Genomic DNA, 22,542 nt, shown 5'->3' on the forward strand with positions numbered 1-22,542 from the left:
AAATTAGGTAAAACGATACTTTCGCAAGAGGTCTATTAAATAAATAGCTATAGAATAACTATATTCCTAAAACCACCTGATACGGTTTAAATCCTTCGATTACTGCATCCGAAACCAATTGAATAAAAGCTTCAGTCTTTTCATATGCCATCCATTGATCAAGAGCTTCATAGTAAGCCAAACGATTTTCTACTGTAATCACACAAGGCGGATAGCCTGCTTTTAATAGTTCAAGATTCATCAAAAGACGTGACGTGCGACCATTGCCATCAATGAATGGATGAATGCCAACAAAATCAGCATGTACTTTGGCTGCACGTTCAATTGGATGTAGCTTATGTGCTTCACTATTATACCAGTCTACTAATTGAGCCATCTTGTCATTTAATAACGTGTAATCAGGCGGGGTAGATGTAGCACCAGAGATCAATACGTTTTGCTGGCGATAGCGGCCAGCATTATCATCATCAATATTCTTTAAGATAAGCTGATGGATATTACGAATTTGCCATTCAGAAAAAGGCTCCTCTTTCCGAATTATATCTTCAACATAGTAAATTGCATTTCTATGGTTGATCGCTTCGAAGTGTTCTCTTAATGCCTTTCCACCAACAGTAATACCTTCGAGTACTACTTTTGTTTCTAGCAGGGTGAGGGTATTACCTTCAATTGCATTGGAATGATAGGTCCAGCGGACAATAAGATCTTCTTGTAAATTTTTGACAATTGACGGAGAGAGAGGGCGATGTTGATCTAATTTTTTCTTTAAATCATCAATAGTTTCAAACATAACCTTATCCCTGAATTTGTCTTAGTCGATCATACATGAAAAAAGAAATATCAGAAATGTAGTGATATATCATTACATTTTGTATTGACTGTAAAAGTAGTAGGTTAGCCTTTCGTTGTCCGGTAGATTTTAGGTATAGGCTTATTCATTTGGGAATTATATTGCTGAATAAGCTTTCAAGAATAGGTTTGTGCAACAAAACCATGTATTACTTAAGTTTTTAATAATGTATAAGATTTTAATAGATTCTAAAATTGGTCACACCAAAAAATAAATTAAAGCTTGTCTATTGCGTTTTTCGGCTAATATTTCTAATATAAAATGTACATTTTATCTCTTATATACTAAATTGGTCATACCAGTTTAGTATATAAGTGTAATAAACTATTCAATCTAGTAGTTTAGCATTTCAAGGAGTAGACAATGCTTCAACAGTGGCAACAAATTTATGATCCCATGGGCAATATTTGGATTTCGAGTGTAATAGCGCTAGTTCCTATTGTTTTCTTTTTTTTGGCATTGGCTATTTTTCGTATGAAGGGGAGTGTAGCCGCGACAATTACCGTTTTTTTAGCCTTTCTGGTCTCATTATTTTTATACAAAATGCCAATCGGAATGGCATTGGCATCAATGGTCTATGGATTCTTCTACGGACTGTGGCCAATTGCATGGATTATTATCGGTGCAGTTTTTATATATAAGATTTCAGTAAAAACAGGACAGTTCGATATTATTCGCTCCTCTATTCTGTCAATTACAGAAGATCAGCGTCTGCAAATGCTATTAGTTGGGTTTGCTTTTGGTACGTTTTTAGAAGGTGCGGCAGGTTTTGGTGCGCCAGTCGCAATTACTGCGGCACTGTTGGTGGGACTCGGTTTTAAGCCTTTATATGCGGCTGGGCTATGCCTGATAGTTAACACTGCACCTGTTGCTTTTGGTGCAATGGGAATTCCGATCATTGTCGCTGGGCAGGTTTCAGGTGTTGACACTATGGAAATCAGTCAAATGGTGGGTCGTCAGTTACCCTTTATAGTGCCAATTGTATTGATCTGGATCATGGCAATTATGGATGGCTGGCGTGGGGTTAAAGAAACTTGGCCTGCTATTTTAGTCGCCAGCTTATCTTTTTCTTTAGCGCAATATTTAACATCAAATTTTGTTGGTCCTGAATTACCCGATATTACTGCTGCAATTGCAGCATTGGTCAGTTTGACAATCTTACTTAAGTACTGGAAGCCAAAACATATTTTTCGTTTTCAGGATAAAGATTTACAAGTAGATGAAACTATTATTGAGCAAGTTCGTAAGCAATACAGTGTGGGGCAGATAGCTAAAGCTTGGTCTCCATTTTTGATACTTACAGCAATGGTGACGGTCTGGAGCATCAAACCTTTTAAAGATTTATTTGTTAAGGACGGTGCACTAAGTGATTTAGTAGTTTCAATTAAAGTGCCGTATTTGCATCAATTGATTCAAAAGCTACCGCCTGTCGTGCCTGAAATTAAAGATTATGATGCGATTTATAAGTTTGATTGGTTATCGGCAACGGGTACGGCGATTATGTTGGCGGCATTGATCACGATCATTTATTTAAAAATGAAACCTAAAGAGGCAGTTTCGACATTCTTTGAAACCGTGAATGAACTAAAAACACCAATTTATTCGATTGGTATGGTGCTCGCTTTTGCCTTCATTGCAAACTATTCAGGTCTGTCAGCAACGCTTGCTTTAGCACTGGCACATACGGGTCAGGCTTTTACCTTCTTCTCACCATTCTTGGGTTGGGTTGGGGTGTTTCTTACAGGTTCAGATACTTCAGCTAACGCATTGTTTTCAGCGTTACAAGCCACTACAGCACAGCAAATCGGTGTGCCTGAAGTCTTGTTAGTTGCTGCCAATACCAGTGGTGGGGTAACAGGTAAGATGATTTCCCCACAATCAATTGCGATTGCTTGTGCGGCAGTGGGTTTAGTTGGTAAAGAATCTGATTTATTTAGATTTACAGTAAAACACAGCATTATCTTTACGGTGATGATTGGTATTATTGTGGCCTTACAAGCTTATGTTTTCCCGTGGATGATTCCATAAACGGGTCAAGGAAAAAAATGAAAGTCTCCGACAAAGTGGTACAGCGTTTACGTCTATTGATTGAAAAAAATAATGTGCAAGTCGGAGAGCGATTGCCTGCTGAACGGCAACTCTGTGAACAGTTGGGTGTGTCTCGTAGCTCTTTACGTGAGGCGATTCAACAGCTGATTACCGCAGGGATTATTCAGAGCAAAGCGGGTGCAGGCACCTATTTAAAGCAGTTGCCTGCACATTGGTCACAGCATCAAATCGTTGAGCCATTATTCGGTTTGATAGATCAAGATCCTGAATATCGTTTTGATGTACAAGAAGCTCGTATGGTGCTTGAAGGTGGTACAGCATGGTATGCCGCACAACGTGCCACACCCAGTGATTTGATCAATATTCGTCATTGTTTTGAGCAGATTAGCCATTTTCAGGCTTTAGGTGATGATGCCCACGCAGCAATAGCAGATGCGAAGTTTCATCTAGCGATTGCAGAAGCATCCCACAATTTAGTACTGATCCAAATGATGCGTAGTTTGTTTGATTTATTGCAAGACAACGTGATGTTAGGGCGACGTAAAGTCTACACTACACCACAACATTTTGAACAATTGCATGACCAGCACTTTGAAGTGATGGACGCAATTGAACGTCAAGACTCAGAGACTGCACGTAAAGCAGCTTGTGGGCATATTGAATTTGTTGTTCAACGCGTACGTATGATCGATGAAGAAGAAGCTCGTCGTCAACGTTCGAGTCGATTAAATAGGACATAAGTTATGATTATTTCTTCTGCAAATGACTATCGTGAAGCTGCGAAACGTCGTTTACCGCCATTTTTATTTGAATACATCGATGGTGGCGCCTATGCGGAATATACCTTAAAGCGTAATGTAGAAGATTTATCAAAAATCGCTTTACGTCAACGTGTGTTAAATGACATGTCTGAGCTGAGCTTAGAAACGCAATTGTTTGGTGAAAATTTGGCGTTGCCAGTGGCATTGTCACCTGTAGGTCTAACGGGTATGTATGCGCGTCGTGGTGAAGTTCAAGCCGCAGTTGCCGCAGATAAAAAGGGCATTCCATTTACCTTATCAACAGTTTCAGTTTGTCCGATTGAAGAAGTGGCACCTGCGATTCAACGTCCAATGTGGTTTCAACTGTATGTACTACGTGACCGTGGATTTATGAAAAATGCCTTGGAACGTGCTAAAGCCGCAGGCTGTTCTACCTTAGTATTCACAGTCGATATGCCTGTTCCAGGTGCGCGTTACCGTGATGCACATTCAGGAATGAGTGGTAAAAATGCTGCAATGCGTCGTTATATGCAATCGTGTATGCACCCACACTGGGCTTGGAATGTCGGTTTATTGGGTCGTCCGCATGATTTAGGTAACATTTCGAAATATTTAGGTAAGCCGACAGGTCTGGAAGATTATATCGGTTGGCTGGGCAATAACTTTGACCCTTCAATTTCTTGGAAAGATCTTGAGTGGATTCGTGATTATTGGGAGGGTCCCATGGTTATTAAGGGGATTTTAGATCCTGAAGATGCCAAGGATGCAGTACGTTTTGGCGCAGATGGAATTGTGGTCTCCAATCACGGTGGTCGCCAGCTTGATGGTGTTTTGTCTTCTGCTCGTGCGCTTCCTTCAATTGCAAGTGCGGTCAAAGGTGACATCAAAATTTTAGCAGATTCAGGGATTCGTAACGGTCTTGATGTAGTACGTATGTTGGCTATGGGTGCAGATATTTGCATGCTTGGTCGTGCATTTGTATACGCACTTGGTGCTGCCGGCGGTGCTGGGGTAAGTAATTTACTAGATTTGATTGAGAAAGAAATGCGTGTGGCAATGACATTGACTGGTGCAAGAACCATTGCAGATATTACATCGGATTGCTTGGTCAAGTTAGAGAAAGAGTAAGCGATTTAATTACTCACATTAGTAAATTTCTGCCAACTTTCCTTTGAAAAAAGAGATTCTTATCCGAATAATTTAGGTAAACAAAGCTTTCTTTTGAAAAAGGGGCTTCGATAGTTTAGAAAGAATCTCTTCTAATCTTCACTTGTGCTGAATTTTAAAGCCGTGTTTTAAAAGATACCTAGGAGAGAGAATTATATTATTTGGGCATTTATACAATAGAAGACTTAAAAATGATAAACACTCAATCCTCTTCTCGACAGACTATTCAAAAACTAATAGATATTGTTGGTAAAAACAATGTGCTGACTGATGAGAAAGATACTCGTTTGTATCGCCAAGGCCGCCGTTACGGTACAGGAAACGTCTTAGCTGTCGTTGTTCCTGGGACATTGGTCGAACAATGGAAAGTGCTTGAAATAGCGGTAGATGCTGGTTGTATCGTAATCATGCAAGCCGCTAATACAGGACTCACAGGTGGCTCAACTCCATTTGGCGATGATTATGATCGTCCAGTATTATTAATGAGTACCCGTCGTCTAAGGGGCATTCAAGTAATCAATGAAGGTAAGCAAGTCATTTGTTTACCAGGTGCGACTTTGGATCGTTTAGAAAAAGAATTAGCAGTTTTTAATCGTGAACCTCATTCAGTCATTGGTTCATCTTGTATCGGTGCTTCAGTTTTAGGCGGCGTATGTAATAATTCTGGTGGAGCATTGGTGCGTCGTGGGCCTGCGTACACAGAACTTGCATTATATGCGAGAGTGAATGATCAAGGCTCGCTTGAATTAGTCAATCATTTAGGTGTGAATTTGGGTCATTCTTCTGAGGAAATCTTATCGAATTTGGAACAACAAAAATATCAAATTGCCGACATCGAAAATGAGAGTCAGTGCTGTGCATCAGACCATCGTTATATTAAAGATGTGGCGAAAATTGATGAAAACACGCCGGCACGTTTTAATGCTGATCCATCCCGTTTATTCGAAGCATCGGGCTCAGCGGGTAAAGTCTGTGTGTTTGCAGTGCGTTTAGATACGTTTGAGAGAATTTCAAGCCAAGTGTTTTATGTGGGGAGTAATCACCAAGAAGATTTAACCAAAATCCGTCGTTTTTTACTGAAAGATTTGCCGCGTATTCCTATTGCTGGTGAGTATATTCATCGTGTTGCTTATGACATTGGTGCTGAATATGGTAAGGATACTTTTATGTTTATCGAGAAGTTCGGTACAGCCAAAGTGCCTGCTGCGTTTGCGATGAAAGATAAAATAGATGGTTATCTTGAAAAAATGAAAATGCGAGGTCTTTCTGATAAATTTCTGCAATTGCTGACAAAATTTCTACCGTCACACTTGCCGAAGCGTATGAATGCATTTCGAAATTTATATGAGCATCATTTGGTACTACGTATTGAAGATCAAGATGTTGCTGCGGTAGAGGCATTTTTAGAAAGCTACTTTGATCATCACGAAACTGGTGATTATTTCCTTTGTGATGAAGATGAAGGGCGAAAAGCATTTTTACATCGTTTTGCGGTCGCAGGTGCTGCAATTCGTTATCGAGATACGCACCGATCAGAAGTTGAAGATATTGTTGCATTGGATATCGCACTTCGCCGTAATGATCGTGAATGGGTAGAAACTTTACCTAAAGAAATGGATGAGCAGATTTTACATAAATTGTATTATGGACATTTTTTATGTCATGTATTCCACCAAGATTACATTGTTAAAAAAGATGTTGATCCTTTAGCTATGGAACATGCAATGTGGCGTTTGTTAGATAGCCGTGGCGCTGAGTATCCAGCAGAGCATAATGTTGGACATTTATATGTGGCTAAACCTGCGCTGAAAAATCATTATGAAAAACTTGATCCAACCAACAGTTTTAATGTCGGTATTGGACAGACATCTAAGCTTAAAAATTGGAAGTAACAGAAAATATTTTTAATGCATCGTATATTGGTAATAAACAGCCTAAAATAACGATATCTAGGATCTATAACCCTAAACCCATTTAAGCCAATGATTTCTTAATCTGAATGGTTGGCTTATTGTGAGAGCATATAGAGATGCACAGATACCGCTTAAAAAGCCCTTCATACTACGGACTCTACTCGTCATTAAATTGTATTACCCTTTTAATAAACTGAATGATATTGATCTAATTTATTTTTTAAATCATCAATGATTTCAAACATTGCCTTGTCCCTGTATATGTCTAGGATCACCGACAAACCCGGTACGGTTCATCCATCGCATCTCTTGAGAAAAAACGAAGAACATACAGTGCTGAATTTAAACAGCAGATCGTTCAGGCTTGTAATGCACCGGACCTTTCAATTGCTTCGGTTGTCAACGGCATTCTAAAATTGCCCCCTTTGACCTCGTATTAAGTTTCAACCTGTGGCTGAATCCCTATTCTTTTTTTACCCTTCAAGCGATAACTCTCACCCGATATTTGTACCACATGACAGTGATGCAATAACCGATCTAACATCACAGCGGTCAACGTGACATCATCCGCAAAGGATTTGGACCATTGGCTAAATGGTAAGTTACTCGTCAATATAGTACTATAGCCAAGTTCTAAATGGGATATTCAAAAGATTTTAAAGACAAAGTCATTGAGATTTTGACTAGAAATAAAATGTCTGTGTGAAAAACAGCAAAGCATTTCAATGTTTCTACACGTACGATCCAACTGTGGCAAAAGTCCACAGAGCGAAAACCTCTTCTTAGACCCTATTATTTTTAGGGGGGGATTGCCCAATGTACTATGATAAGATTAATCCGTTAGGTCAGGTGGCTTAACTTAAATAAAAAAAGTCTCAGACAAACCCGGTACGGTTCACTCAAAAAAATAGGAGCTTAGAGCCACTACTGTCCCATAGTTTGCTTTAAATAAAAAAACCTGAGTCTAAATAGTTAAAATATGAGTGCAAACAAACACTTTAACTATAAAGGACTCAGGTTTTGTCACATCAGAATACCGTATTTCATCAATTACTTAAACCCATTTTAAGACAAGATTTTGAACGTCTGGCTAAACTGCACCACTCTGGGCAAAAATTAAGATCAGCCACCCGCTGGGATCAGTTTGTTGCCATATTGATGTCCCAACTTTCTTGTCGGCAAAGCTTAAGAGACATTCAATCCAATCTCGAATCCCAGCAGGAAAAGCTCTATCATCTTGGCGCGAAGAGAATTGCGCGAAGCACCTTAGCAAGACTCAACGAAGAACAGCCCGCCAGCCTGTATCAGCAATTGTTCACACAGCTGCTTCAGCGCTGTGAAAACTCTAAAACTGCACATAAATTTAGATTCAAAAATCCGCTGTATTCACTAGATGCCAGTCATATTGATCTTTCACTGTCATTGTGCGCATGGGCAAAAGTGCATGAATCCAAAGCCAGTATTAAACTCAGTGTTGGCTTAAATCACAGCAATACCATTCCTGAATTTGTAGCGCTTGGGGATGGTATTGAAAATGATATGGTGCAAGGCAGAGCATTTAAATTTCCTGCTGGCAGCATTATCGTCTTTGATAAAGGATATGTTGATTATCAATGGTTTGCTCAGTTGACACTTCAGAACGTCAGCTTTGTAACCCGGCTACGCCCAAAGACAGTTTATCAAGTTAAATCAAGCCGCAGCGTATTAGAGACTAAAGGGATTATTGCGGATGAATGTATTGAATTGAGCAGTGCGTATGCCAAGAAAAGAGGCGCACCTGAATTATTAAGACGTATAGAGTTTTATGATACAGATAAGAAAAGAACATTCGAATTTCTGAGCAACAACTTTCATCTGGCAGCATCCACCATTGCTGCAATTTATAAAGACCGCTGGAAGATTGAGTTATTCTTTAAAGCCATCAAGCAGAATTTAAAACTGAAGTCATTTCTAGGTCGAAGCCGCAATGCGATACAAACGCAAATATGGATTGCATTAATTGCCTATTTGCTGGCGAACTTCGCTAAACACATGGCACAAGAAGGATGGAGTGTTCAGCGTTTACTGAGAATTATTCAGGTCAATTTATTTGAAAGGAAACTTTTAAGGTCACTCTTTGTGCCTGATAAAAAATGGCGAAAACAAGAAGAACCTCAATTGAGGTTCTTCTTGTGATATTTGTGGGACAGCAGTGGCTTAGAGCTCCCATTTTTATATTAACTTTCTAAGTCTCTATGTTAATTTGAAGAATACTTCATCATAACGTCCGAATACAGCTATATTTTTTTGATTTCTACAATATCACTTGATTCAATGAGCGATTGGATATTACCAAATAAACTTTGAATATAATCAGAGGCTAGATGGAGATCTAAATCCTCTCTGCTACGCCATTCTTCTAAGAAGAAATATCTACTCGAGTCATTTTCGCTAATATAAAGCTCATATTTCAAGCATCCTTCTTCTTGAAGCGTAGGCTCTATTACACTTTTTAAAAGCGCTTCTAACGTTTCTTTTTGATCTGATTTTGCCTTAATGTTCGCAATTACTGAAATAGTCATTATTTCACCTTGAATTTGTTTTAGAAGTTTTCTAGAACAATTTTGCCTTTTGACTTGCCTGATTCAAGCAACTTATGCGCCTTCTCCAAGTTTGCAGCGTTAATCTTGCCTAGATTTTGGTTAAGCGTACTTCTAATTTTTTGCTGGTCAACTAATTGGGCAACCTGTTGCAACAGTTCACCTTGCTTTTCAATATCATCGGTTTCATACATTGAACGAGTGAACATCAACTCCCAGTGGATAGAAATAGATTTAGTCTTAAACGGCATAATATCAAATGTTTTTGGATCATCGATCAATCCAAGCTTGCCTTGTGGTGCAATCAGAGAAACTATTTGCTTGATATACGTTTCTGTATGATTGGTAGAGAATACGTATTTTGGTTTTTCAATACCTAGTGCTTCGATTTGTTCGTTTAAATCTTTGCTATGATCAATAACATGATCGGCACCAAGTGATTCCACCCAAGATTTCGTTTCTTCACGTGAAGCTGTTGCTATAACGGTCAGATTTGTTTTTGCTTTTAGGAGTTGGATAGCGATTGATCCTACACCACCTGCACCACCAATAATTAAAATACTGCCAACTTCTGTTTCTGAAATTTGAAACCGATCAAACAGCATTTCCCATGCCGTGATAGCAGTTAATGGCAATGCTGCTGCTTCTGCATTAGATACTGTAATTGGTTTAAGACTGATAATTCGTTCATCGACTGCTTGAAACTCAGCATTACTACCATCTCGGGTTAAATCACCAGCATACCAAACAGAATCTCCTACTTTAAAAGAGGTAACTTTTGAGCCAACTTCAATAATTTCACCAACGGCATCCCAACCTAAAATACGATTATTTGCTTCTGACGAATTTTTTCTCACTTTGGTATCAACTGGATTTACAGAGATTGCCTGAACTTTTACCAGTACATCACGCTCCTTAAGCGTAGGCTTCGCTTTTTCAATATCTACCAATGAATTTTTAAAATCATCATGGTGATTTATAACATACGATACGGCTTTCATAGATTTGTCCTTAACTTTAAAAATATAGTAAAAATGGGAGCGAGGTGCTCCCATTTTTTGTTATTCAATAATTAAAACTCTTGGCTCGTTGGGCGTAAAACAATTTCATTAATATCTACATCCGCAGGCTGTTCAATTGCATAAGCAATTGCTCGAGCGACTGAGTCAGCTGGTATGGCTTGTTTGTAGAAATCAGTAACAAACTCTGAACTTTCTTTATGAGAAGAACCGAATTTTAGTTCTGACTCAACTGCACCAGGCTCAATAGTCGTCGTTCTAATTGTTCCCCCAACTTCATGACGAAGGCCTTCAGAGATGGCTCTTACAGCAAACTTAGTACCGCTATAAACAGTACCTCCTGGACTAAATACTTTTATCCCTGCAACAGATGCGAGATTAATAAAGTGTCCAAAGTTTTGTTTTTGGAAAACAGGTAGGGTAGCTGCTATACCATAAAGAACACCTTTAATATTAATGTCGATCATACGATCCCATTCATCAACTTTTAGCTCACTTAATGGTGCAATAGACATTAATCCAGCATTGTTTACCAATACATCGATTTGACCAAATGCGCTTAATGCCTTTTCAATAAGTGCTTGTACTTCCTGTGGTTTGGTTATATCCATACCAATAAATTCAGCTTGACCACCTTCAGCACGAATGTCGTGAACAATAGCCTCTAATTTTTCAGTACGTCTAGCACCAATTACAACCTTTGCACCTTTTTTAGCAAGTAAGCGAGCAGTAGCTTCACCTAAACCACTACTTGCACCAGTGATAACAACAACTTTATTTTCTATATTATTCATACAAGTAACCTTCAACCTATCTGTCAATCATATTTGATGGGTTAAGTATTACAGCCCTGTTAGGTATAATAAATGAATAATATTATCTTTCAGAATTCCTATTTACGGAATAATTGCCATAACACAGGATAGGACATGCATAACAAATTGGAAATGATGCGTATCTTTTGTGTCGCAGCAGAGTCTCGAAATTTTAAAGAGGCAGCAACTCAGCTGGGTATTTCCCCACAGGCAGTGACACGGGCAATAAAAGAGCTAGAAGAGCAGCGCGGAGAGATTCTGTTTTACAGGAGTACTCGACAAATTAAAATTACCGCTGATGGTGAGCGTCTGGCAAAGCAAGCACGTTTTGCGGTGGGAACGATCGATGCTTTGTTTGTAAAAGACACCAAGGAAAAACGAGATGAAATGCGTGGGACTGTCCGTCTTACTGTGTCGTCTGTGTTAGGGCGCAAATTGGTAGTACCCGCACTAGCAGAATTTGCCACACGTTATCCAGATATTGTCGTAGATTGTGTGCTAACAGATTCACACTCGGATGTGATCGATGAGCGGATAGATATCGGGATCAGATTTGGATTTTTGCCGGACAATCGATATGTGGCAAGGGAATTGGCTAAAGTGAATTTTTATTCTGTGGGTACGCCAGAGTTAATTGATAAGGTTGGAATGCCTAAAAAAATTATTGACCTTGATAAATACCCTCTAACAGCACTAGTCGATCATAAAACAGGACGTTACTGGCCATGGACATTCACCGAAAGTCGAAGCTTTACGCCATCAAAGCCTCGTTTTATTACAGATGATCTAGAAGCTGAATTTCAAGCTATTCTCGCTGGAGTTGGATTCGGACACATGCCTGGATTTCTAGTTTTGCCGTGGCTTAGGAGTGGTAAGCTCATTCAGATACTTCATGAGGAAACCTCTCCCGTTTGGCGCCTGTATTTATATCGTCCACAGCGGGGCCCAACACCTTTGCGAATCCGAGCATTGTTTGATTACTTAGCGGAAGTGTTGGGCCATATAGAAACCTGAATCAGATGGAACTAACCTTTTTTCTAGAAAGTAGAAATCAGATAAGTCCATCATGTATCTAGAGTAACTACAATTTTTCCTATTTGCTGATTTGATTCAAGATAGCGCTGAGCGTCATGCATGTCCTCAAAGTTAAAGCAACGGTCGATCACTGGACGAAGATATCCTGCACCTATACTGCTAAGAATAAATCGTCTGGCTTGCTCCCTTAGAACAGGATCATGGAGGACCTCAAGGAACAAAAAACCTCGCATAGTTAAGCTCTTGCGTAATGCAACTTTAAGGGGGAATGGTGTGATCTCCGGGCTAAGCGCACCATGCATAACCATCGTTCCTCCTACAGACATCGCTTTTGCAATCTGTTCAATATGAGGCCCTCCTACAGCATCGAAGGCGACATCAAGATGTTCTCCACCTAAACGTAAAACAAGCGCCTCATACAAATCTGGTTCATCTTCAGTGGCTATAACATTTTTAACACCGAGATCCAGTAAACGTTGCTTTTTCTCTATTGTCTGTGCACTTGCAATGACCTTAGCACCCGCTGCTTCAGCTATTTGTATCGCAGCTAGTCCTACGCTACTTGAAGCTGCTGTGATCAAGATCGTTTTTCCTTTCGAAACTCCACCAGCATGGATTACACCACCCCAAGCCGTCAAATACTGCATCCAGATTGAAGAAGCTTCTTCCCAGCTTAAACTATCGGGTTTGTGAACTAAAAAAGTTTCTGGAATCAGAAGCTTGTCCGCATATGTCCCATATTTGGCTAGATTGTCAGTCGGAAGAATCGATACTGCATCTCCTGGAGAAAATTGGCGTACACCTTCACCTATTGCCAGAACTATGCCTGCTCCCTCATATCCCAGACGAGAAGGGAATACTGCCTTTTGAATATAAGTACCACGCCGAAACATTACATCAGCCCGGTTGAGTCCGATCGTTTTCATCTGGATTAGAACTTCTCCTGCGGCTGGTAAAGCCACAGGAAGTGTTTCTAATGTCAGAACATCTGTATCTCCAATAGAATTGAAGCGCCAAGTCTTGGCCTGAAGTGCGTTAAATGACATCAATCACGACCTTAATATTGGCAGAGCGATCTTGAACAGCATCATGAGCCTCAATCGCTTGATCTAGAGTAAAATGACGAGGATCAACAATAGGACGCAGTTTACCTTCCTCAACAAGACGAGTCGCGATCTTAAGGATATCACCATGATGAGCACGGCGATTGCCTGTTAACATCGGCATGAGGACGAATACGCCAGACACTGTGGCACACCGTAGAGATGAACTCGCTAAATTATGATGACCAAATGCAGCACAGCTGGTAATGTGGCCATAGTGAGTTGTCATGGAAAGTGAAGCATCGAGTACTGGACCACCCACAGTGTCGTAAACAATGTTAAAACCTTGACCCTCAGGGCTTGCAGCAATAATGTCATCGGAAGATGCTGTGGTGTAATCGAGAGGTGTTGCACCGAGTTCTGAAATCAGTGATTGATCAGCTGTACGACCAGTCGCCCAAACATTTGCATCAAGTGCTTTTGCAAGCTGAACCACCATATAGCCAACGCCACCAGCACCACCCTGAACCAGTACAGTTTGCCCTGGTTGGACCTTCGCATTATCCACTAAACCTTCCCAAGCGGTGAGGAACGTCAATGGTAGTACTGCTGCCTCGCGCATAGAGATATTGCGTGGCTTTAATGCGATTAGATCAGCATCTGCTACAACATATTCTGCTAAAGATCCTTGAAGACCACGAACGCCACCAATCAGACCGTAAACTTCATCTCCGACGCTGAAGTGGGTGACACCTTCACCAACGGCAGTGACAACCCCAGCCATATCTGTTCCCAACACGGCAGGAAGCTCTGGCATAGCATATGGTGCTTCACCAAGACGAATTTTATAATCAATAGGGTTTACACCACTGGCATGAACACGTACTAGAACTTGCCCAGCCTTTGGTTGAGGTATAGGCAGTTCTACACGGTTAAATTCATGATCACCAAAATTTTCTAGGATAAGAGCATTCATCATCTTATTCATAGTTGTTCCTTATTCTTAAATGGGGGATGATGTGCACAGTACCAAAGTAAAATAATCCAATAAATGATATTTATAGGATTTAATAATTCCTAAATAATGAATAATAAATATCATCCGCTCACTAAAAATATTCTAGTACAGTCTGTAAAGGCAGTTTAATCTAAACTGTCGGCAGTATTTTCAAGGCTTGAAATGTTCAAAATATCTACAAAGTGGCTAAAATTTGAAACATAATTCTAAAAGGTCACAGCATCACAAAGAACATGAGCCAAAATAAAAAAAATGGGAGCTAAAGTCCCATTCTTTGTGACTTTAGCATCAGCTCTACGATGTTAATTTAAAAAAAAACTAAAAACAGGCATAGAAAATTTTCGCTAAAGATCTTTTTGATTTTCGATTTATAAAAAATATTGCTTTTTTTATACTATGGGGTAGTATAGTATTAATGCTAGCAAATAAGGAGGTCTGATGCCTAATCAGGTTGAAGACAAAAAAAAGATTCTTCTACGCGTCAGAAAGATCAAAGGTCAGACGCAAGCGATTGAAAAAGCGTTAGAAGACAATGTGGAATGTGGTGCAATTCTGCAACAAATATGCTCTGTGCGTGGTGCTATTAATGGTTTAATGAATGAGATGTTAGAGGTTCATTTAAAGGACACTTTAGTATCAGGTGAAACCACAGAACAACAACGAAAAGAAGAATTGGCTGAAATCGCCAAGATTCTAAAATCATATTTAAAATAGATCTGTATAAGGAATTATTCCATGAAGTCACGTGCTGCTGTTGCGTTTGGTCCTGGTCAACCTCTTCAAATTGTTGAAGTTGATGTTGCACCACCAAAGAAAGGTGAAGTATTAATTAAGATCTCCCATACCGGTGTGTGTCATACAGATGCATTTACTTTGTCTGGCGATGATCCTGAAGGTGTTTTTCCTGCTATTCTCGGGCATGAAGGTGCTGGCGTTGTCGTTGAGGTTGGTGAAGGCGTGACTAGCGTCAAACCAGGTGATCACGTAATTCCACTTTACACTGCTGAATGTGGCGAGTGCCTATTCTGTAAATCTGGAAAATCGAACTTGTGTATTTCCGTTCGCGAAACTCAAGGTAGAGGTGTAATGCCAGATGGTACCACTCGTTTTTCCTACAATGGTCAACCGATTTACCACTATATGGGCTGCTCAACGTTCAGTGAATACACTGTAGTGGCAGAAGTATCATTGGCTAAAATCAATCCTGAAGCCAATCACGAACATGTCTGCTTACTGGGTTGTGGGGTAACAACGGGTATCGGTGCAGTACATAACACGGCTAAAGTACAAGAAGGTGATAGTGTTGCGGTCTTTGGTTTAGGTGGTATTGGTCTGGCAGTCGTACAAGCCGCACGTCAAGCTAAAGCAGGACGTATTATTGTGGTTGACATGAATCCAGATAAATTTGCGCTGGCAAAAGAGTTTGGTGCAACGGACTTCTTGAACCCTAAAGACTACGATAAACCAATCCAGCAAGTCATTGTCGAAATGACTGGTTGGGGTGTAGATCATTCATTTGAATGTATTGGTAACGTGAATGTGATGCGTGCAGCCCTTGAAAGTGCACACCGTGGCTGGGGACAATCCGTAATTATTGGTGTAGCTGGCGCGGGTCAGGAAATCTCTACCCGTCCATTCCAACTGGTTACTGGTCGTAAATGGCTAGGTTCTGCCTTTGGTGGCGTAAAAGGTCGTACGCAACTTCCAGGAATGGTTGAAGATGCCATGAAAGGTAAAATTCAATTAGAACCATTTGTGACACATACGATGGGCTTGGATCAGATCAATGAAGCCTTTGATCTAATGCATGAAGGTAAGTCAATTCGTACTGTAATTCACTACGAATAATTGCGTCAGACCTTATAGTTTTCCATGCATGTGCATCATGAATGACATGCATGGAATCCTCTAAAACGGCACATTATCTGTAAAACCGATCTATCTGTGTAGGCATCGTGTATAGGTTCAACAAACCTGCCTACATTTTAAATCTTTATCACTATTCTCTGTGGAGAATGTCAGACTCTTTGTTTACTCGATTTCTCATGAAATCTTGCTCAACATAGGTAATTGATTATGGAAATAATTGAGAAACATGCTTCTTTTGGTGGATCGCAAGAAGTGTATCGCCATCAGTCAATAGCATTAAACTGTTCAATGAAATTCTCAATATATCTGCCACCTCATGACAAAGATGAGCGGTTGCCAGTTTTATATTGGTTATCAGGACTGACTTGCAACGAACAGAACTTTATTACTAAAGCCGGAGCACAAAAATATGCGGCTGAACATAAAGTCATTATTGTTGCACCAGATACCAGCCCACGTGGAGAGGATGTACCAGATCATGCAGATTATGATTTAGGCCAAGGCGCAGGATTCTATGTGAATGCAACACAAGCACCGTGGTCACAGCATTTCAAAATGTATGATTATATTGTGGAAGAGCTTAGAAATCTGATTGACCTGAATTTTCCGACCAACCAAGTCCAAAGCATTATGGGGCATAGCATGGGTGGTCATGGTGCATTAGTCATTGGGTTAAAAAACCCTGAGCTGTATAAAAGTATTTCTGCTTTTGCACCAATTGTTGCACCTAGCCAAGTACCTTGGGGGAAAAAGGCTTTTACACACTACCTAGGTGAAACCGAAACTTTATGGAAAAGCTATGATGCGATTGAATTAATCAAAAACGCTGAATTTCATTTACCTATTTTAGTCGATCAGGGAACAGCTGATGATTTTCTTGAAGAACAGTTAAGACCAAAGCTTCTTAGTGATATTTGTTTGGAACAAGAATATCCTCTTACACTTAACCTAAGAGAAGGGTATGACCATAGCTATTACTTCATTGCGAGCTTTATAGAGAAACATATAGAGTTTCACAGCAAATTCCTAGCTAAATAACTTTCATAGTTATAAGGATGTACATGTTGTTCTTGAATGCTACTTGAGCAATATTTTTTGATTCAAATGTTAATGATATTAACTTGAATAAATTCATAGCATTATGTCGAAATGAAAACTCAGATTTTGGCTCAGCTATGGAAAATTGTTTTTAACCTTTGTACAACAAAACTTTCTGACATGCATACATTAGCAATGTCAGAATGAGTTTTAATTTTAATCAATAATGGAGTTTTAGTCATGCTTAAAACAGCTTTATATGTCCGTCTTGAAGCTAAACCAGGTAAAGAAGACGAAGTGGAAGCTTTCCTTAAAGGCGGTTTACCTATTGTAATGGAAGAACCTGCGACAGTTGCGTGGTTTGGCCTACGTCTTGGACCTACAACATTTGGTATTTTTGATGCATTTCCTGATGAGGCGGGTCGCCAAGCACATTTATCTGGCAAGGTTGCAGCTGCTTTGATGGCTCAGGCCGATGATCTATTTTCAGCGCCACCGTCTATTGAGAAAGTAGATGTTTTGGCGAGTAAACTACCAGGTTAAACCGACGCTTAAATGTATGAGGGTGCTGCCTGAAATTTTGAATGAAAGGCAGCACTTCAACCCTGTGGGGTTTGTCAGAGGCTTTTTATTCAAGTTGGGCTACTTTATTTAATGGCTTAATCTCATCATTTAAATGGGTCAATATCCAAAACAGGGCAGGGTAAATAAACGAATGCAACTATTTACATGCTTTATATTGAACCAATCTATCTAATTTACTGTCGCATTTGTACATCTGCTAAACCGTGCCAATCTGCTTTTAAAATATTTAATCATTGCTATTTTGTATGAGCCATTCACTGTTTCAGCCAATGCGTTCACGACCATGTCAATAGTCATACGTGTTGATACCTTCCATCCAACAATCGCTCGTGAAAATAAATCAATAATCAAAGTGGTATAGAACAAGCCTGAATGTGTTTAACCATCACTCAAGTCGGCAAGCTAAAATAATTTTTTTATAAAAAATAGACGACTGGTCTATTTTTATGTATAGTTAGCACATGGTGCAGTCAAAAGCCGCAGTATTGTCCAATTTTTTAAAGTTTATTTGATGAATAACGGTGGTTTTTCAAATCAATTAGCTGATCATCCTAGGATAAAAATATGCTGAATTTTAACTTTTATAATCCGACCCGCATTATTTTTGGTGGCGATACAATAGCTAAAATCAATGACTATGTGCCTACAGATGCAAAAGTATTAATGTTATTTGGTGGTGAAAGTGCACGTAAGAATGGTACTTTAGCTGAAGTGCGTGAAGCATTAGGTGCAAGAGAAATTCATGAATTTGGCGGAATTGAGCCGAATCCGAGTTATGAAACCCTCATGAAAGCTGTAGAGCTGATTCGAGAACAAAAGATAGATTTCTTGATGGCTGTCGGTGGTGGATCGGTAATTGATGGTACTAAATTTATTGCAGCAGCAGTCAATTATACAGGGGATACATGGGAGATTTTAGAAACTCATGGTACTAAGATTACTCAAGCTTTGCCTTTTGCGAGTGTACTCACCCTTCCGGCAACTGGTTCAGAAATGAATAGCGGTGGGGTAGTCACCAGAAAATCGACCCAAGCCAAATTGTCATTTAGCAGCCCCTATGTTTTTCCGCAATTTTCCGTATTGGATCCGAATAAAACTTTTAGCTTGCCGACGCGCCAGTTAGCAAATGGCGTGGTCGATGCATTTGTTCATGTCATGGAACAGTACTTAACTTACCCTGTGAATGCACAAGTACAAGATCGTTTTGCCGAAGGTCTATTGCAAACTCTGATTGAGATTGGACCGAAAATCTTGGACGATTCAGCAGATTATGACACGCGTGCAAATTTGATGTGGGCTGCTAGCATGGCACTGAATGGGCTAATTGGAGCTGGTGTACCACAAGATTGGTCAACCCATTTGATTGGGCATGAGCTCACGGCTTTACATGGTATTGATCATGCTCGTACCTTGGCCATTGTGTTGCCCGCCAATCTACAAGTGCGTCGTCAAGAGAAACGAGAAAAATTACTACAGTATGCAGCTCGTGTCTGGCAGATTGTCGAAGGTGATGAAGAACAACGTATTGATACTGTTATTGCTCGTACTCGAGCCTTCTTTGAGCAACTTGGATTGCCGACTCGTCTTAGCGATTATGGACTGGGGGAGACAGATATTGAGATCATCATTACGCAACTTAAATCACACAATCTTACACAGCTAGGCGAACATAAAAATGTTTCATTAGAGATCAGTCGTGAAATTCTCACGACGAGCATCTAAATAAGCTGATCTGGCATGCTCACGCCACACGGCAAGTGATCATGCAACAATGCTCCTCAATCCTGAAAATTATCGGAGAAATAACATGAAAATTTTAATCGTTTTAACCTCACATGATCAACTCGGCAATACTGGTAAGAAAACAGGTTTTTGGTTGGAAGAACTTGCGGCGCCGTATTACACCTTTATTGATGCGGGTGTTGAAGTTACCCTAGCGTCGCCTCAAGGTGGGCAGCCACCGCTAGACCCAAAAAGTAATTTAGCAGAAGCACAAACTGAAACCACGCATCGCTTTGAAGCAGATCCCGTGGCAATGCAAGCATTGGCACAGACCCATAAACTTAGCGAAATTTCTATCGCTGATTATGATGCAGTGTTTTATCCAGGCGGGCATGGCCCATTGTGGGATTTAGCAGAAGATCCGATTTCAATTGCTCTGATTGAACAAGCGATTGAGTCAGGAAAACCTGTTGCGACAGTTTGTCACGCCCCAGGTGTTCTTCGTCATGTAAAAACCAGTGATGGCAAGCCTTTGGTCAGCGGTAAATCTGTGACAGGTTTTAGCAATACTGAAGAAGAAGCGGTAGGATTGACCGAAGTTGTACCGTTTTTAGTCGAAGATATGCTCAAAGAAAAAGGTGGTCATTATTCTAAAGCGGGTGACTGGCAAGTGTATGTCCAAGTAGATGGCTTACTCATTACTGGACAAAATCCTGCTTCTTCTGCTGCAACCGCCAGTGCACTCCTTGAATTGTTAAATAAGGAGTAGCCCATGTCTGCGTATGTGGTATTTACCCGTGAGCAAACTACGGACGCTGAGGAACTGGCGCAATATGCACAAAAGGCGCCGCTTGCTCGTGAAGGTCGTGAGCTAACACCCTTGGCTTTTTATGGTCAATTAGAAGTGCTTGAAGGCAATGAAATTGAAGGCGCTGTTATTCTACGCTTTCCTGATATGGCAGCCGCGCGAGACTGGTATCACAGTCCCATCTATCAAGAAGCATTACAACATCGCCTAAAAGGGGCAAATTATCGTGCCTTTATCATTGAAGGTGTTGAAGACGCTATTTAAAAAAAGCACTTTAAGAAAAAGCATCGCTATCAGATGTGCCAACCTACAAGTTAGTACATGAGCGATACGCATTGTTATCTAATTAATGTCATAGTAGCCCAGTCATACATCATGATTGGGCTGCTATGACAATTTTTGCGGCCATCATTGTCGTGAAGCCAAGATAGTGAAGCTAAGTTACTAAGGTTAAGTTAGTGAGATTAAGCCAGCAAAGCTAACTTTTAAGACTTTCCACTTTTTAATAAAAACGCTGTCGCTTTTAGCGCTTGATGTAATGGTGTTTTATCTTTTTGCAGCTTACTTAGTAACGCCGCGCCCATCCACATTTGGTAAGTCACTTGGGCTACCGTCAAGGCATCAGTCTCTGCTTGGATAGACCCATCTTGTTTGCCCAAAACGATGATTTCAGCAATCCGCTTGATTACCTTATCGACGCCAGCGGACATAATAGCGCGCATATCTTCAGATAGGTCAGCGACTTCTGCAGCAAGTTTTACAATTAGACAGCTATCTGCCCAACTACACGGCGCATCAGGATCTTCAATCCATAGGTTAAAATACCCGATTAGTTTTTGATAAGCGGATTGGTCGCTACGCCATAGTTCATCTAAACGGCGTTGGTAATTATCTACATAATACTTTACCAACTCACAGCCGAAAGACTCTTTAGATTTGAAGTAATGATAAAATGAACCTTTAGGGATCTCGCAGCTTTGTAAAATTTCTTGTAATCCCAAACCGCTAAAACCTTTATGCAAAATCAGGTCAGAACTGGTGTTAAGAATGTGTAAGCGTTTTGCTTCAGACTTTTTAATAGGAGTAGGCTTCATATTAATTATTTACTCTATTGTAAAAAATAGACCAGTCGTATTGTTTTTTATTATAACTCATCTACAATGGATGTAAAGAAATTTTAATCATAGTTTTTGGTTGTGAAGCGAAATACTTTTAAATAAAACATGGAGTTATATGTGTGAAAACAGTTATTAATCAACGCATCGTTTTAGCTAAACGGCCAGTGGGTGAGCCAAAACACAGCGATTTTCGTATTGAACAAGTTGAGCTCAATGAACTTAAATAAGGCGAGATATTGTTAAAAACCATTTACTTGTCACTCGATCCTTATATGCGTGGTCGCATGAGTGATGCTCCTTCATATGCAGCACTGGTTGAAATTGGCGAAGTGATGGTCGGTGGAACAGTCAGTCAAGTGGTGGCCTCTAAAAACCCAAAATTTAAAGAAGGCGAGTGGGTTCTTTCCGGAAATGGCTAGCAGGGCTACGCAATTTCTAAGGGTCTGCCTGTCAAAGCTTAGGTATGCAACCTGAACATCCATCTTGGGCATTGGGTATTTTGGGAATGCCAGGATTTACTGCTTATATGGGGTTGTTGGACATTGGTCAGCCTAAAGCCGGTGAAACTTTAGTCGTTGCAGCTGCAACGGGACCTGTTGGTGCTACGGTTGGACTGATTGGCAAACTTAAAGGTTGTCGCGTGGTTGGCGTCGCAGGTGGGGCTGAAAAATGCCGTTATGCAGTAGAAAAACTCGGCTTCGATGCTTGTATCAATCATCATGATGAAAATTTTGCAGAACAATTACAACAAGCAGCTCCCAACGGTATTGATATTTATTATGAGAATGTGGGGGGTAAAGTGTTTGATGCGGTATGGCGATTGCTTAACTCTGCGGCACGTGTACCGGTGTGTGGTGTGGTTTCCCAGTATAACGCTACCGAGCAGGCACAAGGGCCAGACCGTTTACCGGGCTTTATTTCCACCCTTTTAAAAAAGCGTATTCGCATGCAAGGCTTTATTATTTTTGATGATTATGGCAGTCAGTATCCGCAATTTAATCAGCAAATGTCTGAATGGTTGAAAGACGGAAAAATCAAATATAAAGAGCATATGGTGCAAGGTTTAGATAACACAATCAATGCTTTCAATGGTATGTTGAAAGGCGAAAACTTTGGCAAAGTCTTTGTAAAGATTTAAAAAATAGGAATTATC

20 protein-coding genes and 3 pseudogenes are annotated in these 22,542 nt (G+C 40.2%); 14 read left to right on the forward strand and 9 right to left on the reverse strand.

The window, feature by feature from the left end:
• Positions 1-58: 58 nt before the first annotated feature.
• Positions 59-790 carry a Fic family protein gene (locus tag R2H34_RS07835; RefSeq protein ID WP_004915280.1) on the reverse strand — a complete coding sequence of 244 codons (732 nt, stop codon included), beginning with the start codon at positions 788-790 and terminating at the stop codon, positions 59-61.
• 423 nt (positions 791-1,213) lie between these two features.
• Between R2H34_RS07835 and lldP the strand changes: the two genes are divergently transcribed.
• From lldP to dld, 4 genes are all read left to right on the forward strand, one after another.
• On the forward strand, positions 1,214-2,878 hold the full coding sequence (gene lldP, locus R2H34_RS07840; RefSeq protein WP_087541001.1) for an L-lactate permease: 1,665 nt from the start codon (positions 1,214-1,216) through the stop codon (positions 2,876-2,878).
• Positions 2,879-2,895: 17 nt separating this feature from the next.
• Positions 2,896-3,639 (forward strand): transcriptional regulator LldR, encoded by a 744-nt coding sequence (gene lldR, locus R2H34_RS07845; RefSeq protein WP_087540999.1) that lies wholly within the window; start codon positions 2,896-2,898, stop codon positions 3,637-3,639.
• Between the two features lie 3 nt (positions 3,640-3,642).
• Positions 3,643-4,788 (forward strand): FMN-dependent L-lactate dehydrogenase LldD, encoded by a 1,146-nt coding sequence (gene lldD, locus R2H34_RS07850; protein ID WP_004961411.1) that lies wholly within the window; start codon positions 3,643-3,645, stop codon positions 4,786-4,788.
• A gap of 230 nt (positions 4,789-5,018) precedes the next feature.
• The gene (dld, locus tag R2H34_RS07855) at positions 5,019-6,719 is read left to right on the forward strand and encodes a D-lactate dehydrogenase (RefSeq protein ID WP_042893003.1); all 1,701 of its coding nucleotides are present in this window, start codon (positions 5,019-5,021) and stop codon (positions 6,717-6,719) included.
• A 457-nt stretch (positions 6,720-7,176) separates the two neighbouring features.
• Here dld and R2H34_RS07870 read toward each other — a convergent pair.
• Positions 7,177-7,362 (reverse strand): annotated as a pseudogene (locus R2H34_RS07870) (ATP-binding protein); the annotation flags it as partial.
• Between the two features lie 398 nt (positions 7,363-7,760).
• Between R2H34_RS07870 and R2H34_RS07875 the strand changes: the two are divergent.
• On the forward strand, positions 7,761-8,915 hold the full coding sequence (locus tag R2H34_RS07875) for an IS4 family transposase (RefSeq protein ID WP_108565311.1): 1,155 nt from the start codon (positions 7,761-7,763) through the stop codon (positions 8,913-8,915).
• Between the two features lie 101 nt (positions 8,916-9,016).
• Here the strand turns inward: R2H34_RS07875 and R2H34_RS07880 are convergent, their stop codons facing one another.
• The 3 genes from R2H34_RS07880 to R2H34_RS07890 form a co-directional block, all read right to left on the reverse strand.
• Positions 9,017-9,301: a putative quinol monooxygenase gene (locus R2H34_RS07880; RefSeq protein WP_087540822.1), complete on the reverse strand. Its 285-nt coding sequence runs from the start codon at positions 9,299-9,301 to the stop codon at positions 9,017-9,019.
• 20 nt (positions 9,302-9,321) lie between these two features.
• The gene (locus tag R2H34_RS07885) at positions 9,322-10,320 is read right to left on the reverse strand and encodes a zinc-binding alcohol dehydrogenase family protein (protein ID WP_151730930.1); all 999 of its coding nucleotides are present in this window, start codon (positions 10,318-10,320) and stop codon (positions 9,322-9,324) included.
• A 71-nt stretch (positions 10,321-10,391) separates the two neighbouring features.
• Positions 10,392-11,132, reverse strand: coding sequence for an SDR family oxidoreductase (locus R2H34_RS07890; protein ID WP_042892996.1), 741 nt, complete (start codon positions 11,130-11,132; stop codon positions 10,392-10,394).
• A 135-nt stretch (positions 11,133-11,267) separates the two neighbouring features.
• Here R2H34_RS07890 and R2H34_RS07895 point away from each other — a divergent pair, with 135 nt between their 5' ends.
• Complete coding sequence (locus tag R2H34_RS07895; protein ID WP_136695443.1) at positions 11,268-12,167, forward strand: LysR family transcriptional regulator; 900 nt, start codon at positions 11,268-11,270, stop codon at positions 12,165-12,167.
• A 50-nt stretch (positions 12,168-12,217) separates the two neighbouring features.
• Here the strand turns inward: R2H34_RS07895 and R2H34_RS07900 are convergent, their stop codons facing one another.
• Both R2H34_RS07900 and R2H34_RS07905 read right to left on the reverse strand, forming a co-directional pair.
• Positions 12,218-13,234 (reverse strand): zinc-dependent alcohol dehydrogenase family protein, encoded by a 1,017-nt coding sequence (locus R2H34_RS07900; RefSeq protein WP_151730931.1) that lies wholly within the window; start codon positions 13,232-13,234, stop codon positions 12,218-12,220.
• The gene (locus R2H34_RS07905) at positions 13,224-14,219 is read right to left on the reverse strand and encodes a zinc-dependent alcohol dehydrogenase family protein (protein WP_151730932.1); all 996 of its coding nucleotides are present in this window, start codon (positions 14,217-14,219) and stop codon (positions 13,224-13,226) included. The genes R2H34_RS07900 and R2H34_RS07905 overlap by 11 nt, the downstream gene beginning before the upstream one ends.
• A gap of 468 nt (positions 14,220-14,687) precedes the next feature.
• On the opposite strand from R2H34_RS07905, the gene R2H34_RS07910 reads away from it, so the two are divergent.
• The 4 genes from R2H34_RS07910 (at position 14,688) to R2H34_RS07925 (ending at position 17,699) form a co-directional block, all read left to right on the forward strand.
• Positions 14,688-14,963 carry a metal/formaldehyde-sensitive transcriptional repressor gene (locus R2H34_RS07910; protein WP_001133624.1) on the forward strand — a complete coding sequence of 92 codons (276 nt, stop codon included), beginning with the start codon at positions 14,688-14,690 and terminating at the stop codon, positions 14,961-14,963.
• Between the two features lie 21 nt (positions 14,964-14,984).
• Positions 14,985-16,097, forward strand: coding sequence for an S-(hydroxymethyl)glutathione dehydrogenase/class III alcohol dehydrogenase (locus R2H34_RS07915; protein WP_004682263.1), 1,113 nt, complete (start codon positions 14,985-14,987; stop codon positions 16,095-16,097).
• Positions 16,098-16,325: 228 nt separating this feature from the next.
• Positions 16,326-17,156 carry an S-formylglutathione hydrolase gene (gene fghA / locus R2H34_RS07920; RefSeq protein WP_125318858.1) on the forward strand — a complete coding sequence of 277 codons (831 nt, stop codon included), beginning with the start codon at positions 16,326-16,328 and terminating at the stop codon, positions 17,154-17,156.
• A 240-nt stretch (positions 17,157-17,396) separates the two neighbouring features.
• Positions 17,397-17,699, forward strand: a complete 303-nt coding sequence (locus R2H34_RS07925) for a putative quinol monooxygenase (RefSeq protein WP_136695447.1) — start codon at positions 17,397-17,399, stop codon at positions 17,697-17,699.
• Between the two features lie 85 nt (positions 17,700-17,784).
• On the opposite strand, the pseudogene R2H34_RS07930 reads toward R2H34_RS07925, so the two are convergent.
• A pseudogene (locus R2H34_RS07930) lies at positions 17,785-18,119 on the reverse strand (IS3 family transposase); the annotation flags it as partial.
• Between the two features lie 186 nt (positions 18,120-18,305).
• Here R2H34_RS07930 and R2H34_RS07935 point away from each other — a divergent pair.
• From R2H34_RS07935 to R2H34_RS07945, 3 genes are all read left to right on the forward strand, one after another.
• Positions 18,306-19,463 (forward strand): iron-containing alcohol dehydrogenase, encoded by a 1,158-nt coding sequence (locus R2H34_RS07935; RefSeq protein WP_039046974.1) that lies wholly within the window; start codon positions 18,306-18,308, stop codon positions 19,461-19,463.
• Positions 19,464-19,548: 85 nt separating this feature from the next.
• Positions 19,549-20,232 (forward strand): type 1 glutamine amidotransferase domain-containing protein, encoded by a 684-nt coding sequence (locus R2H34_RS07940; protein WP_087540810.1) that lies wholly within the window; start codon positions 19,549-19,551, stop codon positions 20,230-20,232.
• Between the two features lie 3 nt (positions 20,233-20,235).
• Positions 20,236-20,535: a DUF1330 domain-containing protein gene (locus R2H34_RS07945; RefSeq protein ID WP_004961451.1), complete on the forward strand. Its 300-nt coding sequence runs from the start codon at positions 20,236-20,238 to the stop codon at positions 20,533-20,535.
• Positions 20,536-20,756: 221 nt separating this feature from the next.
• Here the strand turns inward: R2H34_RS07945 and R2H34_RS07950 are convergent, their stop codons facing one another.
• On the reverse strand, positions 20,757-21,365 hold the full coding sequence (locus tag R2H34_RS07950) for a TetR/AcrR family transcriptional regulator (protein WP_039046972.1): 609 nt from the start codon (positions 21,363-21,365) through the stop codon (positions 20,757-20,759).
• 143 nt (positions 21,366-21,508) lie between these two features.
• Between R2H34_RS07950 and R2H34_RS07955 the strand changes: the two are divergent.
• Positions 21,509-22,527 (forward strand): annotated as a pseudogene (locus tag R2H34_RS07955) (NADP-dependent oxidoreductase).
• The last annotated feature ends 15 nt before the right edge of the window (positions 22,528-22,542 follow it).

The organism is Acinetobacter sp. 16 (genome assembly GCF_033439925.1).
Classification (GTDB): Bacteria; Pseudomonadota; Gammaproteobacteria; order Pseudomonadales; family Moraxellaceae; genus Acinetobacter; species Acinetobacter junii.

What these genes read in the sequence shown, in the direction of transcription:
- R2H34_RS07835 (WP_004915280.1), bottom strand. Translation starts at nt 790, where the DNA reads ATGTTTGAAACTATTGATGATTTAAAGAAAAAATTAGATCAACATCGC.
- lldP (WP_087541001.1), top strand. Translation starts at nt 1,214, where the DNA reads ATGCTTCAACAGTGGCAACAAATTTATGATCCCATGGGCAATATTTGG.
- lldR (WP_087540999.1), top strand. Translation starts at nt 2,896, where the DNA reads ATGAAAGTCTCCGACAAAGTGGTACAGCGTTTACGTCTATTGATTGAA.
- lldD (WP_004961411.1), top strand. Translation starts at nt 3,643, where the DNA reads ATGATTATTTCTTCTGCAAATGACTATCGTGAAGCTGCGAAACGTCGT.
- dld (WP_042893003.1), top strand. Translation starts at nt 5,019, where the DNA reads ATGATAAACACTCAATCCTCTTCTCGACAGACTATTCAAAAACTAATA.
- R2H34_RS07880 (WP_087540822.1), bottom strand. Translation starts at nt 9,301, where the DNA reads ATGACTATTTCAGTAATTGCGAACATTAAGGCAAAATCAGATCAAAAA.
- R2H34_RS07885 (WP_151730930.1), bottom strand. Translation starts at nt 10,320, where the DNA reads ATGAAAGCCGTATCGTATGTTATAAATCACCATGATGATTTTAAAAAT.
- R2H34_RS07890 (WP_042892996.1), bottom strand. Translation starts at nt 11,132, where the DNA reads ATGAATAATATAGAAAATAAAGTTGTTGTTATCACTGGTGCAAGTAGT.
- R2H34_RS07895 (WP_136695443.1), top strand. Translation starts at nt 11,268, where the DNA reads ATGCATAACAAATTGGAAATGATGCGTATCTTTTGTGTCGCAGCAGAG.
- R2H34_RS07900 (WP_151730931.1), bottom strand. Translation starts at nt 13,234, where the DNA reads ATGTCATTTAACGCACTTCAGGCCAAGACTTGGCGCTTCAATTCTATT.
- R2H34_RS07905 (WP_151730932.1), bottom strand. Translation starts at nt 14,219, where the DNA reads ATGAATAAGATGATGAATGCTCTTATCCTAGAAAATTTTGGTGATCAT.
- R2H34_RS07910 (WP_001133624.1), top strand. Translation starts at nt 14,688, where the DNA reads ATGCCTAATCAGGTTGAAGACAAAAAAAAGATTCTTCTACGCGTCAGA.
- R2H34_RS07915 (WP_004682263.1), top strand. Translation starts at nt 14,985, where the DNA reads ATGAAGTCACGTGCTGCTGTTGCGTTTGGTCCTGGTCAACCTCTTCAA.
- fghA (WP_125318858.1), top strand. Translation starts at nt 16,326, where the DNA reads ATGGAAATAATTGAGAAACATGCTTCTTTTGGTGGATCGCAAGAAGTG.
- R2H34_RS07925 (WP_136695447.1), top strand. Translation starts at nt 17,397, where the DNA reads ATGCTTAAAACAGCTTTATATGTCCGTCTTGAAGCTAAACCAGGTAAA.
- R2H34_RS07935 (WP_039046974.1), top strand. Translation starts at nt 18,306, where the DNA reads ATGCTGAATTTTAACTTTTATAATCCGACCCGCATTATTTTTGGTGGC.
- R2H34_RS07940 (WP_087540810.1), top strand. Translation starts at nt 19,549, where the DNA reads ATGAAAATTTTAATCGTTTTAACCTCACATGATCAACTCGGCAATACT.
- R2H34_RS07945 (WP_004961451.1), top strand. Translation starts at nt 20,236, where the DNA reads ATGTCTGCGTATGTGGTATTTACCCGTGAGCAAACTACGGACGCTGAG.
- R2H34_RS07950 (WP_039046972.1), bottom strand. Translation starts at nt 21,365, where the DNA reads ATGAAGCCTACTCCTATTAAAAAGTCTGAAGCAAAACGCTTACACATT.